General features: G+C 55.4%; 14 protein-coding genes and 1 pseudogene. All 15 read right to left on the bottom strand.

The window, feature by feature from the left end:
• Window positions 1-66: 66 nt before the first annotated feature.
• The gene (locus DEO48_RS18945; protein ID WP_109845999.1) at window positions 67-1,896 is read right to left on the bottom strand and encodes a chitinase; all 1,830 of its coding nucleotides are present in this window, start codon (window positions 1,894-1,896) and stop codon (window positions 67-69) included.
• Window positions 1,897-2,039: 143 nt separating this feature from the next.
• Window positions 2,040-2,492, bottom strand: a complete 453-nt coding sequence (gene iagB / locus DEO48_RS18940; protein WP_029739471.1) for a type III secretion system invasion protein IagB — start codon at window positions 2,490-2,492, stop codon at window positions 2,040-2,042.
• Between the two features lie 133 nt (window positions 2,493-2,625).
• A complete protein-coding gene (locus tag DEO48_RS18935) occupies window positions 2,626-5,394 on the bottom strand; it encodes a glycosyl hydrolase family 18 protein (RefSeq protein ID WP_109845998.1) in 2,769 nt (922 codons plus the stop codon).
• A 259-nt stretch (window positions 5,395-5,653) separates the two neighbouring features.
• The gene (locus tag DEO48_RS18930; protein ID WP_109845997.1) at window positions 5,654-6,451 is read right to left on the bottom strand and encodes an A24 family peptidase; all 798 of its coding nucleotides are present in this window, start codon (window positions 6,449-6,451) and stop codon (window positions 5,654-5,656) included.
• Complete coding sequence (gene gspM / locus DEO48_RS18925; protein WP_109845996.1) at window positions 6,448-6,933, bottom strand: type II secretion system protein GspM; 486 nt, start codon at window positions 6,931-6,933, stop codon at window positions 6,448-6,450. The genes DEO48_RS18930 and gspM overlap by 4 nt, the downstream gene beginning before the upstream one ends.
• Window positions 6,930-8,075 (bottom strand): type II secretion system protein GspL, encoded by a 1,146-nt coding sequence (gene gspL, locus DEO48_RS18920; RefSeq protein WP_109846043.1) that lies wholly within the window; start codon window positions 8,073-8,075, stop codon window positions 6,930-6,932. The genes gspM and gspL overlap by 4 nt, the downstream gene beginning before the upstream one ends.
• A 15-nt stretch (window positions 8,076-8,090) precedes the next feature.
• Window positions 8,091-9,110, bottom strand: a complete 1,020-nt coding sequence (gspK, locus tag DEO48_RS18915) for a type II secretion system minor pseudopilin GspK (RefSeq protein WP_109845995.1) — start codon at window positions 9,108-9,110, stop codon at window positions 8,091-8,093.
• A pseudogene (gene gspJ / locus DEO48_RS18910) lies at window positions 9,107-9,776 on the bottom strand (type II secretion system minor pseudopilin GspJ). Before gspJ ends, gspK begins: the two are co-directional and overlap by 4 nt.
• Entirely contained in the window at window positions 9,769-10,152 is a 384-nt protein-coding gene (gene gspI / locus DEO48_RS18905; protein WP_109845994.1) for a type II secretion system minor pseudopilin GspI, read from the bottom strand. Before gspI ends, gspJ begins: the two are co-directional and overlap by 8 nt.
• Complete coding sequence (gspH, locus tag DEO48_RS18900; protein ID WP_109845993.1) at window positions 10,145-10,630, bottom strand: type II secretion system minor pseudopilin GspH; 486 nt, start codon at window positions 10,628-10,630, stop codon at window positions 10,145-10,147. The genes gspI and gspH overlap by 8 nt, the downstream gene beginning before the upstream one ends.
• The gene (gene gspG, locus DEO48_RS18895) at window positions 10,630-11,079 is read right to left on the bottom strand and encodes a type II secretion system major pseudopilin GspG (RefSeq protein WP_109845992.1); all 450 of its coding nucleotides are present in this window, start codon (window positions 11,077-11,079) and stop codon (window positions 10,630-10,632) included. Before gspG ends, gspH begins: the two co-directional genes overlap by 1 nt.
• 2 nt (window positions 11,080-11,081) lie before the next feature.
• The gene (gspF, locus tag DEO48_RS18890; RefSeq protein WP_109845991.1) at window positions 11,082-12,290 is read right to left on the bottom strand and encodes a type II secretion system inner membrane protein GspF; all 1,209 of its coding nucleotides are present in this window, start codon (window positions 12,288-12,290) and stop codon (window positions 11,082-11,084) included.
• Window positions 12,290-13,768, bottom strand: coding sequence for a type II secretion system ATPase GspE (gene gspE / locus DEO48_RS18885; protein WP_109845990.1), 1,479 nt, complete (start codon window positions 13,766-13,768; stop codon window positions 12,290-12,292). The genes gspF and gspE overlap by 1 nt, the downstream gene beginning before the upstream one ends.
• Window positions 13,769-13,780: 12 nt before the next feature.
• A complete protein-coding gene (gene gspD / locus DEO48_RS18880) occupies window positions 13,781-15,706 on the bottom strand; it encodes a type II secretion system secretin GspD (RefSeq protein WP_109845989.1) in 1,926 nt (641 codons plus the stop codon).
• A gap of 13 nt (window positions 15,707-15,719) precedes the next feature.
• Complete coding sequence (locus tag DEO48_RS18875) at window positions 15,720-16,451, bottom strand: type II secretion system protein N (RefSeq protein WP_109845988.1); 732 nt, start codon at window positions 16,449-16,451, stop codon at window positions 15,720-15,722.
• Window positions 16,452-16,568 lie beyond the last annotated feature (117 nt).

Genomic DNA, 16,568 nt, shown 5'->3' with positions numbered 1-16,568 from the left:
CATTTTTACGATGAGAAAAAAACGGCAACCCGAAGGTTGCCGTTTGTCATTTTACTGTTTTGCTGATTACAGCGCAGTCCACGCGTCCTGCCATGCAATCCCTTTACCTGGCTCGTAGTAGGATGGCGCGTTATTGCACCAGCCGCTGTACGGATAAGGTTTGCACTGGAACAGCTGGCCGCGGTTGTTAACGATATCGCCTGCTTTCCATTTGGTTTTGGAAGTCCAGGTCGGGTAAGTCCCGGTCTGGCCGCCGTTGGTCTGCTTAGCCTGTACGTTCAGCGTATAGGTTGTGGTGCTGCTCAGCTCGCCGTCGCTGACGGTAAGGTTGATCGGGTACTGCGTCGCCGCCGCCACTTCCGGTGCATTGAACGTAATAATCGCTTTATCATCGCCGCTTACGGTCTGGCCGTTCGGAGCCGTCCAGGTATAAGTCAGGTGGTTACCGTCTTCGTCAGTCGAGCCAGACGCGTTCAGAGAAACAGATTTCCCCGCTTCAACCGCCCCCACTGGACCGGCGATTTTTGCTACCGGCGCATGGTTTACCGGCGCTGGCGTATTATCATCCGGAGCCGGGGTGTTATCATCTGGCACCGGCGTGGTATTGCCTTCGTCCGTTGGGTCGACAGGGGTCGGCGTCGGAGCTGGCGTGACGCTACCGCCGTCGGAAGTCCCGTCTTCACCCACCACGTTGACGTTGAAGTAATGCTTCACGCATTTGGTGTAGTCACCCCCTTTAAAGGCGCTGAATGGCGTCTGGTAACCCACCAGCTGGCAAGAGTAGGTCTGGCCTGACGGGGTATCCGCGCTCCATCCCCAGTCCTGTTCCCAGTAGATCTTCAGCGCGCCGGCACCGCCTTCGTCGAACTGCTTCATGTTGGCGCAGCCCAGCACTTCGTTAGACGGAACAGGCACTTTCAGGTAGTTGGCAAACTCTTTGTAGTATTTGATACGGTTTTGAGACTGGGCGATCTCAGTCGGGCCACCGCACTCCACGCCGCCGTTGATGATCTGCGTGGTCACGCCGAAGCCCGGTACCAGACCATTCGCCTTATCGTGATCGTTCGGCTGCCAGGTGCCATCGATAACCTGCAGCATGCTCGGTTTTGGCGGCTGCGGGTAGGCGAAGAAGAAGATCGCGGAAGCAAGGTTCAGCCAGGTGTCCGCCACCAGCTCAGGTTTGTCCAGCAATACGCGGACGTCGCCGTACATCGCTTCAGAGAACGGGCCGTAGTTGTAGTTATAGGAGAGCTGTTTCGCACCGCGACCAAAGTAGCTAACGAAATCACCATCTTTGTCTTTACCGCACGGCCAGGTCTGCCCCTGCCAGACATCTGGGTTACATTCGCCGTTATAGCCACCCTTCTGACCTTCGCTCCAGCCCATCTCACGCACGTAAACCAGCGCCTGACGCCACTCGGCTTCCGGACGCCAGGACTCGTGGCCGCCGGTTTCCTGCGCGAAGTGCGCGAACATGGTTGCCAGAGACTTACGGCAGATGGCATCGCTGTTACGACCATCGGTATAGGTCTGGCACAGCGCCGGGAATTTACCGACCGCTTTCAGGAAGTTGCTGTAGGTATATTCTGGCGCACGCAGTGGGAAAAGGTATTCCCAGTCGCTGGCCTTGATAATCCCTTCCACGCGCTTGACGTTTTCCGGGTTTGTCGATTTACCCGGCTCAATTTGTTCCACCAGGCTGTTGTCCAGCGTGCGAATGGTTGACTTCACTGAAGCCATCAGCGGGAAGTTGGTCAACTCCTGCTCTTTCTTCTGCAGATCGCTGGCCTTAACGGTGTAAGGTTCGCTGCTGGCCTGCAGCTGGGTTGCCTGAGCCATAAACGGTGCAACACATGCGCCCGCAATAAGAACACTGAGTAATGTCCTTTTGTTCATATTCAATGGTCCTCTTAAGGATATTAAGGGTCTATAAAAGTTAATTTGTTTCGCGGTTTATTTATTAATCATTTAATAAATAAACCCGGGAGCAGTTTTCGTTTTATGAAGAACACCAGTCGGTACTCTTCAAAAAATAAAAATCAATAATAATAACGGTTACGGGTGCTACGTTTTAACTTCTGATATTTATTCCAGACCTTACGGGCATAGACCATGCGCTGCGGGTAATTCTCTTTTTTCAGACCCGCGTTATAGGCGCCGACCGCCTCCCAGTTATAGCCATAAACTTTAATCATTCCGGATAATATCGATGCGCCAACCATAATCGAGGTGCAGGGCTCGGTAATTAACCGGTACTCATTAATGCCTTTTCGCTCCAGCTCGGAAAAATGTGAACTGTTAATCTGCATCAGGCCGACATCACGCGTGCCATCATTATTCTGTCCAATCGCGTTGGGATTCATTCCCGATTCAACATTAGCAATGGCATACAACAGATAAGGATCCACATGATAATAACTGGCGGCTTTATCCCAGCAGTTGGCAAAGACGCTATGGCTTATTATCAGCAACAATAAAAATAACGTTTTCATTTTCAGTCCGGCTCTTTTTCATTGTCTCCTTACGCGCTTATTGCTCTGTTTCCTGATTTACGGTCCACGTCCGTTGCGGGACGTGGACCGTGATCGCGGGCAAGTTCCTTACCCGCATCGTTATGGCAGTGACTTACTGGCAGTCAGTCGCAGGGCCTTTTTTCACCCATACATCGCTGCTATCTGGTTTATCACCCTTCGTCCACCATTTCGCGGTGTAGGTGTAACCATTGTAGGTAGTGGTATCGCCGCCGTTATAGACCACGTCGGAGCGCCAGTTGAATTTCACCTGACTGACCAGCTCCCATGCATCCACGCCGAAGCCCGGCTGGTTGCCCTGAGTCCAGTATTTTGCTTTCCAGACCAGGTTGTCGAAGCTGACGGTATTCCCGGCGTTGTAAACCTTGCTTGCGCTCCAGGCAGCATACTTACTGGCATTGGCATCAACAGGGTTATCGCAGCTATTGGTGGCAGAACCTTCGTCAGACGGCGTATTGCCTTCATCGGATGGGGTGTTACCTTCGTCAGACGGAGTGTTGCCTTCATCGGCAGGGGTGTTACCTTCGTCAGACGGAGTGTTGCCTTCATCGGAAGGGGTATTGCCTTCGTCAGACGGAGTTTCCGCTGCTTTAGGCGTCACGGTTACCTGGACATTAGTCTGTACGCTGGTCTTGCCATCGTTCACTACCACGGTCAGGGTGTAGGTAGACTCCGTGTCCACGTCCGGGGCGGTGATGTTCAGGTTTGCAGTATCTGCACCTGTCGCCTGCATATCGGCAGGAACGCTCCAGGAGTAGGTCAGCGCATCGCCATCTGGATCGTTGGCCTGAGCGTGCAGAGAGTAGTTCTGGCCCGCTTCCAGGGTAACGGCTTCCATCTGGTTAACCACCGGTGCCTGGTTCGCTTTCGGCGCCTTGTTCACAACCTGAACGTCAGCGGTGCTGCTCAACCCTTTCGCGTCAGTTACCGTCAGGCGGAACGCCAGAGTCTGGTTAGTGGTAACCGCTGCAGCGTTGAAGGTCGCTTTCGCTTTGGTGCTGTTGGTGATGGTCACCGACGGGCCTGAGATCTGCGTCCATTTGTAGGTGATGGCATCGCCATCCGGATCGGTGGAGGCAGAACCATCCAGCGTCACGGTTACCGGACCGGTCACCGTCTGGTCAGCCGCCGTTGCCACCGGCGCATGGTTGGTCACCACAGGATCAACCGGCGCGGCACCACCGCTGGTGAGACTTTCATTCATCGCGTTCAGAATGTCTCCGGTATCGGAGTCGATAGACCAGGCAAACAGACCGCCCAGGTTTTTCGCCAGCACATACTGGCCTTTCGCCGTTGCGGAACGCGCGTCTTCATAGGTGATCAGATCACCGGTATTTTTGTTAAACAGGTATGGCGCTTCTGCGGTCGCGTCATAATTGTATTCCCAGCCTGGTTTGCCTTTGTAGTCGTTAACGATCTGACGATAGTCAACCACGCCCGGCTCCCAGGTCCCTTTCACCATGCCCGTTGCCGTGCCGGTGAACGGGTTGTTATTGCTGTAACCGTGAACGCCGGTCCAGCCGCGACCGTACATGGCCGTCCCCACGACAATTTTGCCGGGCTGTACGCCCTGTGCCAGCAGCGCATTCACGCCGTTTTCGGTGGTGTAATTAGTATCCGGTTTGTTCGCCGGCGCACGCAGTGCCGCCTGATGACCCAGATCGGTGTTGCTCCAGCCGCCGTAGAAGTCGTAGCTCATCAGGAAGATATGATCCATGTACTGCTGGGCAGCGGTGTAATCAACGTCTTCAATTTTGTCGCTGCCTGAACCGATTGCTGAGGTCAGTTCAAAGGTACGGCCGGTTTCGGCTGACAGTTCATTCATCATGGTGCGCAGTTCGCGCATCAGTGCGGTATACGTCTCTTTATCCTGCTGCGGGTTGCCCAGCGTTTCGTTCTGACCGCCGCCGCCAGGGAATTCCCAGTCGATGTCTACGCCGTCGAAGAATTTCCAGGTTTTCAGGAAATCTTTTACGGACGCGACGAAGCGCGCGCGGATCGCCGGGTCGTGCATTTTGAAGAACGGGTCAGACAGCGTCCAGCCACCGATAGACGGCAGCACTTTCAGCCCTGGATTGGCTTTCTTCATCGCCATCAGCTGGCCGAAGTTGCCTTTGTAGGGGTCGTCCCAGTTGCTGACGCCAGCCTGAGGTTTCTGCAGGGCGGCCCAGGGGTCGTGAATCGCCACCTGGAAGTCCTGACGGCCCGCACAGGCGCGTTTCAGCGCTTCGAAGCTGTTACCGCCTTCGATGGTTTTCAGGCTGTCGTTGATGCCATCGCCGCCGCAGATCGGAATGAAGCCGTACAAAATGTGGTTGAGGTTGGCGGCCGGGATTTTATCCACCGGGAAATTACGGTCATAAACGCCCCATTCAGGGAAATAGGCACCGACCACTTTATCGGTGTGCTTAGAGAGGGTTTTATTATTTTCCTGCATGGTGGTGTTGAGCGGCAGCAGATGGCTACCGTCGGTATCCGCGACGATAATCAGTTTGCTGGCGCTGGTGCTGCACCCGCTGGCGTTGCAGAGCTCAACCGTTTCCTGATAACGACCGCCTTTCTTCACTTTAAATGTCGCCGTGCCGGACATGCTGCCAGCACCGGTCCAGACGGTTTTGCCGTCGAGCAGTACTTTCGCTGAAGTCGGCGCCGCGCCGCTCCAGACGTCCCACTGCACTTTAACATCGGCGCCATCATGAACTTTGACGAGGCTGTTGTAAGCAGAAGCAGACTGATCAACTTCGACAATGGCAAATTTATCATTACCGCTGGCGATAGTTGCTTTACCTGGCACTGCTGCGAATACCGGGCTTGCAGCCGCTGCAACGAAGAGTGCCAGATATTTAGGCTTCAGAAATTTCATTATTTGATCCTGATAATACGATTTGTGAAATTAAATACCCATGCTTTTCCATTAAACATGGACGAACGTTATTTACTGATAAATTAATCGTGAACGCTTCTGGTTCACGAGAGACCTTTTTATTATTACGCCGTACCTTCCTCCACTCATAAAACATTCAACAAATCTTTTATTGCGGAGAGGAGAATACAGTGGGAAATTTATTTTCTCCTTTCATTCCCCCAATGAAAAAACTTCAAAAAAAACTTGACTAGATTATTTACAAGATGAGATGCGAAACTTGCGCAATAAATACACCCATCCCGGAAAATGCAATATAGGGGCCAAAGGAAATAAGGTTATTTTTATTCTCAAAGGGCTTTAACAGACAATGTATAATAATGCCCCCCAGCGCCGCGATCAGCAAAATAGAGGGTAACGCCTGCCAGCCGCACCAGGCGCCCAGCGCCGCCAGCAGCTTAAAATCACCATAGCCTAATCCTTCCCGGCCGGTCAGCAGGCGGAATGCCCAGTAAACCAGCCAGAGCGACAGATAGCCCGCCACCGCGCCAAAGATAGCATCGGTCAGCGGTAGCGTCCGGAACAGGGCATGGAACATCAGCCCCGTCCACAGCAGCGGCTGGGTCAGGCAGTCCGGCAGCAGCATATGGCGCGCATCGATCGCCACCAGCGGCAGCAGAAAACTCCACATCACCCACAGCGCGATGAGCGCCGAAAATGACGGTGCCAGCGCGGCGCTGACGGCGAAGAAGACAGCGCTACAGACTTCCACCAGCAGCAGTCGCAGCGGAATCGCGCAATGGCAGTGGCGGCAGCGACCGCGCAGCGCGAACCAGCTAATGATGGGAATATTTTCCCACGCGCTCAGGGCATGGTGGCATTCCGGGCAGTGAGAGGCGGGAAACAGCAGATTGCCTGCCCCCTCTTCTTCCATGACCAGCGGCGGAATACGCTCGGCGACTACGCCCAGAAAACTGCCAAGGATTGCCCCCAGCGCTCCGCTCATGACGCACAGCCCCGGCAGATTCGCCTGCTGCAACAGCATTAGCGGGGTCATGCGCTTTTCGCCCAGCTCAGCGTAATGTGCGCTTTCACGTCACTCTGACGATCCACCGGCGTTAACGCGAGTTTCTCCAGGTGTATACCGGAAGAGACGTTCATCTCACGCAGCCAGTTTTGCAGGGCAGAAACGTTGACGCGCTCGACGTTAAAGGTCAGCGACTGCTCTTCCTGACGCACGTCTGTCAACGCGACGTGCACGACTTTGGCACTTTCTTCCACCACGCTGCGCGGGTTAGGGGTATTAACCACTCTGGACTGGAGGTGATTTTTATCAATTTCCTGACGCATCCAGTTCAGCGTCTGCTTCTGCTTAATTAACACGGCCTCGTTATTTTTGATCAGAGTATCGAGCGGCATCATCGCGCCGTAATAAACCATCGCACAGCAGAGTGCCCCGCCGCAGAGTTTAAATAAATTACGCTCGCGTGGGCTATAATTCTGCCAGCGGGTTTTTAACTGGGCTATTTGCGTTTTCATTTATAGCTCCCGGTAATAATGGCGGTATAAGGCGCCTCGCCGGAAATCGGCTGCATCGCAAAGTCAAAGGTTTCGGCGCTGCGGGCGACAAAATCCTGCAGGGTTTGTTTATCTATGGATTTTACATTGAGCGTCAGCTGATTTTGCGTTTCGTCATATTCCACGCTGTTGATCTCCAGAGACGGTAATGACTGCTTGATTTGATTAAGCGCTTCGAGCTGCAGGAAGATCCCTTTTTTCGCCTTGCTGATATTCTGCCCGACGTAGTACTTCAGGTTGCTGGTCTGACGCAGGGTCGGGAAATAGTGCTGCGCTACGGTGGTCATCTCCCGGTGGATCTCATTTTGCTGATGAGTGAGCATCCACGCCATACCCATGCGGGGGCCGATCAGCAGGCCGACGCAAAGCAGCATTGCCGCAGTGAGAGCGGTTTTCGCGTGACGAAAACGCGGACCGCTGGCGCTGCACCCGGAAAACTCTCCGTGCAGCATGTTGATACGACAGCCCTGCCACTGGGGTTGGATCAGCACAAGCGGATGCTGCCACGCCAGCAGTTCATCCACCTGTACCCCGTGCGGCGCATCGCCGTAGCAGCGCACCTCTCCCGCCAGGCATTTACGCAACAGCAGCGGCAGCAGAACCGCATCGGCTTCGCCAGCGCTGCAGGGAGAAAAACGCAGCCAGTAGCTCTCCTCCAGGCTCACCAGCGTAGTGCCCCCTTCGCTCACCGGCAGCAGCCAGGCATCCGGCAGAACCTGAACCACCGCGAGGCCCGCCTGAGCGAACAGCGCAAGCCAGTGGCGCAGACGTTCAGCGTCGATGGCTACGGCATCCACCTCCTGTCCCTTTTTGTTCAGCACCGTCCAGTGCAGCGTCTCCACCTCGCCGAGCAACGTCTCTTCCGCCATCCACGAGAACTGCGCCGTCTGGGCGGAAAACCCTTTTTTTGGCAGGGTAAAATGACGAAAGATTGTCTCGCTCGCCGGCAGCAGCAGGCACACCTGCTGAGAAAGCGGGTGGCTGGAAAGTTCGCTCAACGCGCTCCAGCCCGTCAGATATTCCACCCGATCGTTACCGGATTCACACCACCAAATTTTGCCGTCCTCGCGGGTGTCGGGACGAATAAAAAGCACCTTTTTCATCATCTTCTACTTATCTTATTCAACCATTCGGAAGCGGCGTTGCCAGGTCACGACCTTACCCGCCTCACTGTCAACGTGAAGCTGACTGACGACGCGCAGCGTTAAATCATCGGTATTGCCGATGGTATCCACCCGAAAATAGCGAGTGTTGACCGCAACCCTGTCCTGAATCTGCGCCAGGATATCTTTGGTCTGCGGATAGGTGCTCTCCAGCACTTTGCTGAACGCCTCCAGCGATTCCCATCCCTCTTCCGGGCGTGAATCGATCAGGCGGGCAGCGTCATCCGTGTTTAACACGCCGGTAAAAACCGCCGCCAGCAGCGGCGCCTGTTCCCGTGTTAAGGTATTCACATTTAGGGTGCCATCCGTATCCGGCAAGGCGCACAGCAGCTTGCTGACCTTCGGCCACGCCTCCTGCGGAAAGGCGGGCAGCAGTCTGATTTCGTTAATGGTGCGCATCATTTGATTCGCTGGACCACGGGCGGGAGTCACGCTTGCCCAGGCGTCGGCCTCCTGGCCCTGTTTCGCCGTCACGTCGTCGGCGTCAAGATAATCCACCAGCTGCTGGTAAATCTCTTCCGCCGCCAGCGTACCGACACCACTTTCTGTCAGCAGTTGTTCGATAATCTGCTCTTTCACCGGTTTTTCCGGTAGCGCAGCAGCGTCGGCCGGCGCCGCTGGCGCGGCGTCAACGGCCAGCAGACTGTTGACGTTAAAGCAGGTCCGGGCATCTTCTACCTGACTCACCACGGTGTAATTATCCCCGTGGGTTTCCAGCGGCTGCGCCCAGTCACCTTGCGGCGACAGGCCCGCCCCTTCTGAACTGGCCGCTTTCTGCAATACGTTTTCCAGTACCTTCTGTTGACGGGCAATGGCCCAGCGCAGCGTCTGCTGGCTGACCTGATAATGCGTTTTTTGCAGGTGGCGGCAGAACTGCTGACTGATTTTCGCCGCCAGGGCGGACATCATCACCAGCAGGATCAGCACCACCAGTAGCGCCACGCCGCGCTCTTTTCGCGCTGTTTTGCCGCTCATGAACTCACTCCTGGCTGTACTGCCGTATCGGGCTGCGGGGTTGTTACGGGCTGGGCCGCATTCTCCGCTGCCGGCTGCGCCGGGTTCGCATTGGTCTCTTTTGACGCTGCCTGGATCTCAGGCATATCGCCGGGAGTGATAAAAACCCAGCGCCAGGTTTCGCCGTTTTCCATGGTCAGATTCAGCTCAACGCCGTCCGGCTGATGGGCGACGTCGGTCCATTTCTCCTGCCAGCCTTCGTGCCAGAAGCGCCATTTCAGCGCTTTCACTTCGCTTAAAATCGGCACTTCTTCCGGCTGCGCGCTGGCGGGACCATCGATGGCAGCCCGGACGTTGCGCCACAGGCGCTTGTCTCTTAACGTCCAGCGCACCCGCTCCAGCTGCACCTGGCCGCTGATGCCGTTCAGGGTTGTCATTTCCAGACCATTCGGCTGCTGAACGAACACCTCGCCGCTGTTGCGCGGCGCGCGCGCCTGCAGCTGATAAAAGTCACGCGAGAGCAGGTTGTACGTACGCTGAAGCGCCGTCACCTTTGTCGCCGCCTCGTCGCTGGCCGTCGAGGTGCGCATCGCCCCGTCAGGCGAGAATGCTGATCACCGCGAAGATAGCCAGCGCAATCATGATTTCCAGCAGGGTAAAACCCTGCTGACGCTGCACCTTACTCACGATCCACCTCCGGTTCGGCGAGCTGAAGCGCCACAACCGGTTGCGCATCGCTTCCTTCGCTGTACACACGAACCTCATCGGCAAAGGTATTTTCGGCAGTTTTTACCCGCTGGATATGCCAGGTCCAGGTTTGTCCGCCCATGGTTTCGGTGCCCTCCTGCTCTGCGTCCGGGAAATCGGTCTGAGCCAGCTGCGCTTGCGCCAGCTGGTTTTCCGCCACCCAGCTGGCCTGAAGCGTTTCTGACAGGCTGTGGGTGAAGCGCACGTTGAGGGTGACGGAGTTCATCAGCGCCAGCGCCGCGGTGGAAAAAATCACCAGCGCCACCATCACTTCCAGCAGGGTCATCCCCTGCTCGTTGGTTTTGCGTTTAGTCATCGTTTTCCACCACCACGGGAACAGAGCCCTGCGACGTCACGTGAAAGCGCTGCTTTTTATCCAGGCTTTCGAGGCTGAGCGTGAAGCGGCTAAGCTCGCCGTCCGGCAAAAAAATGATTTGCGGTTCATCGTTCAGCGTGGCCGCCAGCGTTCGCGGCGAGAGGGAGACATGCATCTCCTCCGGAAACTCGCCGCGGGTGGCGATCCGCCCCGCCTTTAACGGTGCCCAGTGGCGTTCGCCGTTATTTCCAACCTGTGTAACCAGCTTAAATTCTGACGAGGTCATCACCAGCCCGACAATATTTCCGTCCATTACCGCACGGTCAGAACCATATTCAACGAGGGATTTTAGCTGCTGACCAAATGTATCTGCGCCGCTGCGTGATGGAATGGTGGTGACCACCATCATGGCGCTCAGGGCGAATATCACCAGCGCCACGATAATTTCCAGCAGGGTAAATCCACGTTGCTTATTCATTACTTATCTTTTTTATCAAAAGACCAGTTGCTGATATCGTCGGCAGTATTCGCTTCTGCATCCGGTCCGGCTGAGAAAATATCGACAGCACCATGCTCACCCGGACTGACCAGAATATAGTCGTTGCCCCAGGGGTCCTGCGGCAGGCGGCGAATATAGCCGTCGTCGCGGTAGCCTTTCGGAATGGGCGCAATTTCAGGTTTGATCACCAGCGCCTGCAGCCCCTGTTCGGTAGTCGGATAGCGATGGTTGTCGAGTTTATACATATCCAGCGAACCTTCCAGCGCCACAATATCGCTGGTTGCTTTCTGAATATCGGCTTTTTCTTTATTGCCCATTAAATTAGGCACGACCATACTGGCCAGCACACCGAGAATAACGATCACTACCATTAATTCGAGCAGCGTGAATCCCGCCTGACGCTTCAGGCTATTTTTTTTAACTGACATGATTAACCCACCATATTATTAAGTTGAAGAAGCGGTTGTAATATTGAAAGAACGATAAATAAAACAACGGTCGCCATAGTTACTACCAGTGCCGGTTCAAATACCGACAGCGTTAACGTAATTCGATGCTGTAATGCAGATTCCTGGTTTTCCGCCGCACGATCCATCAACGAGCCCAGCTCGCCGCTCTCCTCCCCGGAGGCCACCATGTAGAGCATGGTGGGTGGGAAAATTCTCGCCTGTTCCAGCGCGTTGTAGAGGGATGCCCCCTGGCGCACGGTGTCCGCCGCCTGCTCAAGCACCTGCCGGGCATAGAGGTTTTCAATCCCGTCCATCGCGATATACATCCCCTCCAGCAACGGAACGCTGCTGGCCTGCAAAATACTCAGCGTGCGGATGTAGCGCGCGCTGTTAATGGCGCAGACCAGTTTCTTCAGCGGCGACTTTAGCAACAGCCACCGATGATAAACAAATCGGTTCTTTTCTTTTTTTATCCAAAATTTAAAGCTCGCCGACGCCCCGAACAGGCCGCTGGCGATAACGATTCCCCAGGCCTGTAAAAAGTCGCTTACCGCAATCAGCGTGCGGGTGGTCACGGGCAGTTCTTGTTTCATGTGGGTAAACTGGTCGATGACCTGGGGCACCACGGCGACCAGCAGAATGGAGATCACCGCGATCGCCACCACCGTCAGGGTGATGGGGTAGACCATCGCCTGGGTAAGCTTGCTTTTCATCTTCTGGCGCTGCTCGTTGTACTCGGCGAGCTTTTCCAGCACGCCACCGAGATGGCCGGTCTTTTCACCGGCCATCACCAGGGTACAGTAGAGCTTGTCGAAGCTGCGCGGAAACTGGCTGAAGGCGTCGAACAGCGTGTGACCTTCCACAATCTTGTCGCGGATCTCGGTCACCATCGCTGCCAGGGTTTTATCTTCCGTCTGCTTCGCAATCGCCTTCAGCGCACTCTCCAGCGGCAGCGCGGCATTGACCAGCGTCGCGAGCTGTCGGGTAAACATCGACAGCACTGGAATCGACAGTTTTGCCCCTTTACGGGCGTTTTTTCCTGCCGCCGGATCGCTGATTGGGGAGATATTTACCGGCATCAGCTTCTGTTCACGCAGCATCTGGCGCACCTGCTTTGGCCCTTCGGCCTGCAGATTGCCGCGCTGCGTTTTCCCCGCGGCATCCGTCGCGGACCACGCATACCAGGCCATTACGCATCCCCTCCGCGCTCGGCGGTGACGCGCATCACCTCTTCCAGCGAGGTCACGCCGGAGATCACCTTCAGCAGACCGTTTTCACGCAGGCTGTAGGCCTCTTTGAAAAGCTGCGTTTCGATGGACATCTCATCTTTGTCTTCATGGATCGCACGCCGCATGGCGCTGTCGACCACCAGAAATTCATGGATGCCTGCGCGTCCCTGGTAGCCGCTCTGGCGACACTGTTCACAGCCCACGGCGCGATAAATCGCTTTCGGCGGCGTTTCCATAAAGGTGAACAGCGCTTTCTCGTTGTCATCCAGCGGACTGGTCGTGCGACAGTGCGGACACAGCCGACGCACCAGACGCTGGGCAATGACGCCAAGCAGCGACGAACCAATTAAAAATGACTCCAGCCCCATATCACGCAGACGGGTAATGGCGCCCGCGGCACTGTTGGTGTGCAGCGTGGACATCACCAGGTGACCGGTGAGCGAGGCCTGTACCGCGATTTGCGCGGTTTCACCGTCACGAATTTCCCCGATCATCACCACGTCCGGGTCCTGGCGCAGAATGGCGCGCAGCCCGCGCGCAAAGGTCATGTCCACGCGCGGATTGACCTGGGTCTGCCCGACCCCTTCCAGTTCATACTCGATCGGATCTTCCACGGTCAGAATGTTGCGTTCATGGCCGTTAAGCGCCGAAAGCAGCGCGTACAGGGTGGTACTTTTCCCCGAACCGGTCGGGCCGGTCACCAGGATGATGCCGTGCGGACGTTCAATCAGTCCCTTTAACTTCACCAGCTCTTCGTCAATCAGACCGAGCTTGTTGATGTCCGGCTTAAGGTTGCTTTTGTCCAGCAGACGCATCACCACGCGTTCGCCGTACTGAGACGGAATAGTGGAGACACGCACGTCAATGGCCTTACGACCAATGCGCAGCGAGATACGACCGTCCTGGGGGAGACGTTTTTCGGCGATGTCCAGTTTGGACATCACTTTGATACGCGACACCAGCAGCGGCGCGAGCTTGCGCGCCGGCTGCAGCACCGGACGCAGCACGCCGTCAACGCGAAAACGAATGCTCAGGGTGCGCTCGAAGGTCTCGATGTGAACATCGGAGGCCCCCTCTTTCACTGCTTCACCCATAATGGCGTTGATCAGGCGGATCACCGGCGAGTTCTCGTCGTTATCCAGCAGATCTTCGTTGTCAGGGATCTCCTCGGTTAACGCCATCAGGTCAATATCGGCGTCCATGTCGTCCACCAGCTGCTGCGAGACGCCGCTGTTCTGCTGCCAGATGTTGGTCAGCAGTTCGTCAAACGCTTCCGCCGTCAAGATCGTCGGGGCATAGGAGCGCCCCAGCACGCGGCGCATCTCCAGCAGGGCATACGCCTGCGCATCCTCGCGGATATAAACCTCGTCGTTATAGAACAGAACCCCGTTCTCTTTCGCCCAGGTGCTGGTACAGAGCGCATTACTCATCTCGGTCATGTCGCTTGCGCCTTATTCTTTAAACGGGTTGCGGGACGACACCGGCGCACTGGCGCTCACCGGTGCGGCGTGGCTCTGGGACGGATAGGCTGGCAGCATTGGGTTGTCCGCATTCTCGATAATACCCAGCTTATGCTCCTCCATACGCTGCTGCTGACGCGCCTGGATCTGGTCATATTTCTCTTTCGAAGCCGCGCTGTAGTTGTCGTCGTCGCGCAGTACGGTGGTGTGGATAAACACCATAAGGTTACGCTTGGCGCTGTCCTGCGAGGTGTAGCGGAACAGCTGTCCCACCACTGGAATATCGCCCAGCAACGGCACTTTCGAAACCGACTGTTTGGTGACGTTTTCCATCAACCCCCCCAGCACCACCGTCTGCCCGCTGTGGACCATCACTTCGTTATTGATGGTGCGGGTGTTGAAGGTTGGGCCGAGGCTGGCGTCAGCCGTCGCGTTGCTGTCCACGCTGGAGACCTCCTGCTCGATCTTCAAATGGATCATGTCGCCATCGTTGATCTGCGGAACGATTTTCAGCTTGGTACCAACGGTCTTACGCTCCACCGAGTTAAAGACGTTATCACCGCTGGTGGTCTGCGAACCGGAAAGCACCGGCACGTCCTGACCGACGTTGAACGACGCCTCTTTGTTATCCAGCGTGACCACGCTCGGCGTCGACAGAATGTCGTTTTTGCCGTTAGTGGACAGCGCCGTCATCAGCGCGCCGAAGTCGCCGTTAAAGAAGCCGGTCGCCAGGCCCGTATAGCTGCCAATGACTTTGGACTTCTTGATCTGGCTGATCGGCAGGCCGGTCGAACCAAACTGAACCCCACCGTGTTTACTGGTCCACTGCACGCCCAGATCCAGACCGTTACCGTCCTGTACCTCGGCGATAATCGCCTCCACCAGCACCTGCGGACGGCGGATATCCAGCTTGTCGATCACTTTTTCAAGCGAGTTCATGACATTTGGCTGGGCGGTGATCACCAGTGAATTGGTAGACTCGTCGGCGGTAATATTCAGGTCACCTGCCATCGGCGCGGCTTTGCTCTTGCCACCGCCCGCTTTATCTTTCAGCTGCTCGCCGATCCCCGTCAGCACCGGCACCACTTTGGTGGCGTTGGCGTATTTCAGGTAGAAGACGCGGGTGTTGCCCTCGTTGTTCTGCTCGCGATCGAGCTGGGAAATCAGCATCCGGGTGCGCTGACGCGCGTCCGGGCTGCCGCTGATCACCAGGCTGTTGGTTTCATCGTCGGCGACCACTTTGGTCGCCAGCTGAGGGGCATTTTGCCCTTTCTGCTCTTCGTTGTTGAGATTGTTCAACATGTCAGAAAGATCTTTGGCCGAGGCAAAACGCAGTGGCACGATTTCACGGCGCTGGACGCCGCTTTGATCCACACGCTGCACCAGATCCACCAGACGGTTAACCACCGAGGCTTTGCCGGTTAACAGCAGCACGTTTGACGGCTCAAAATGGACCACGTTACCGATGCCGGAGGCGTCGTTCAGCTGACGCAACAGGGGGGCCAGCTCACGTACCGGGACGTTCTCCATCCGCACCACGCGGGTGATGATTTCGTCGCCTTTGCCGGGGTTTTGGCTGTCGGCAATCGGTGCGCCCGACATGCGGGCCACCGAAGAGCGCACGACTTTCACCATCCCGTTATCCATCGGGATCACTGACAGACCATAGAGATCCAGCACGCTGAGGAAGAACTGGTAATATTCATCTTCCGTCAGTACGTTGTAGGTGCGGACCGACACCGTTCCCTGAACGGAAGGATCGACCAGAATAGTTTTATTGAGGTTACGCCCGACGGTATCGATAAATTCGCGAACATCGGTATTTTTAAAACTGGCGCTAAAGTTCGCCGCGAACAGCGAACCGGAATATAACGACAATGCGGTCAGCGCTACGCACGCCCATGGAAATTTCTTCATGTCTGTACACTTATTAATTGTTTAGAACATTGACCCGAATATTTTCAAGGTGAGCGTGACGTCGAATAATGACATCCGCTGCTTTCATTTTTGACCAGCGGGCAACGATCTCTTTTGCCTGCGCCTCTTTAGTCATATCCACATCGTCAACTTTCACCACCACATCACCTTTTTCAAGGCCAGCATGGCTGTAGAAAGGCGACGCATTGCGTGGATTAATGTTGTAGCCTTCCAGCTGGCCTTTTTCGATTAACGGCTTTAACACCAGATAATCATCCAGATGCAGATTATCCAACCCTGCATCTTTCTTCGATTTTGTTACCGGGGCACTGTCAACGCCGCCTTTGAAATAGTCTGGTTTTTTAAGTGAGATAACCTGCGGTGCGCCTTCATAATTCACCACCACATTATCGGGATGAATTTCGGCAATATAGGCATTGTCAAAACCAGCGAGCATTTCGCCCTCGCGATAGCTCTTTTGTCCCGCGGGGGTTTTTATCACCGCAAAGGACAGCCAGGCTTCATCGCTGCTGAGAATACCTTCGATTTCCGCACTGAGCTGTTTTTTCACCGCCGCTGGCTGTTTCGCTGGCATCACCGCCGGCGTAAAAAGTACAAACGGGGTTTCATCGTGACTTTTTTTTTGCATCTTCTGTTTTGAATCAGATAACCTGTTCGTCACTTTCTTATAATCTTTATAAACCATATACCCTTGCTGGCCGCAGAAAATAAGCAGCACAAACATGACGCAGGGCATAATCAATTGAGTAACAAATGACATCCGCATTTTTTAACGAGCCTTTCTGCCAGTCAGTAATTCACAGCACAGGGCTGTATAAGTGAGTGACAAAATACTAGTGTG

It is taken from the genome of Enterobacter sp. CGMCC 5087, assembly GCF_003144775.1.
GTDB lineage: Bacteria > Pseudomonadota > Gammaproteobacteria > Enterobacterales > Enterobacteriaceae > Enterobacter > Enterobacter cloacae_M.
The sequence above is the reverse complement of the archived record's forward strand: the minus strand, read 5'-3'. Positions and strand labels throughout refer to the sequence as shown.

Excerpts from the sequence above, each read along its gene's own strand:
- DEO48_RS18945 (WP_109845999.1), bottom strand. The coding sequence starts at position 1,896 with ATGAACAAAAGGACATTACTCAGTGTTCTTATTGCGGGCGCATGTGTT.
- iagB (WP_029739471.1), bottom strand. The coding sequence starts at position 2,492 with ATGAAAACGTTATTTTTATTGTTGCTGATAATAAGCCATAGCGTCTTT.
- DEO48_RS18935 (WP_109845998.1), bottom strand. The coding sequence starts at position 5,394 with ATGAAATTTCTGAAGCCTAAATATCTGGCACTCTTCGTTGCAGCGGCT.
- DEO48_RS18930 (WP_109845997.1), bottom strand. The coding sequence starts at position 6,451 with ATGACCCCGCTAATGCTGTTGCAGCAGGCGAATCTGCCGGGGCTGTGC.
- gspM (WP_109845996.1), bottom strand. The coding sequence starts at position 6,933 with ATGAAAACGCAAATAGCCCAGTTAAAAACCCGCTGGCAGAATTATAGC.
- gspL (WP_109846043.1), bottom strand. The coding sequence starts at position 8,075 with ATGAAAAAGGTGCTTTTTATTCGTCCCGACACCCGCGAGGACGGCAAA.
- gspK (WP_109845995.1), bottom strand. The coding sequence starts at position 9,110 with ATGAGCGGCAAAACAGCGCGAAAAGAGCGCGGCGTGGCGCTACTGGTG.
- gspI (WP_109845994.1), bottom strand. The coding sequence starts at position 10,152 with ATGACTAAACGCAAAACCAACGAGCAGGGGATGACCCTGCTGGAAGTG.
- gspH (WP_109845993.1), bottom strand. The coding sequence starts at position 10,630 with ATGAATAAGCAACGTGGATTTACCCTGCTGGAAATTATCGTGGCGCTG.
- gspG (WP_109845992.1), bottom strand. The coding sequence starts at position 11,079 with ATGTCAGTTAAAAAAAATAGCCTGAAGCGTCAGGCGGGATTCACGCTG.
- gspF (WP_109845991.1), bottom strand. The coding sequence starts at position 12,290 with ATGGCCTGGTATGCGTGGTCCGCGACGGATGCCGCGGGGAAAACGCAG.
- gspE (WP_109845990.1), bottom strand. The coding sequence starts at position 13,768 with ATGACCGAGATGAGTAATGCGCTCTGTACCAGCACCTGGGCGAAAGAG.
- gspD (WP_109845989.1), bottom strand. The coding sequence starts at position 15,706 with ATGAAGAAATTTCCATGGGCGTGCGTAGCGCTGACCGCATTGTCGTTA.
- DEO48_RS18875 (WP_109845988.1), bottom strand. The coding sequence starts at position 16,451 with ATGTTTGTGCTGCTTATTTTCTGCGGCCAGCAAGGGTATATGGTTTAT.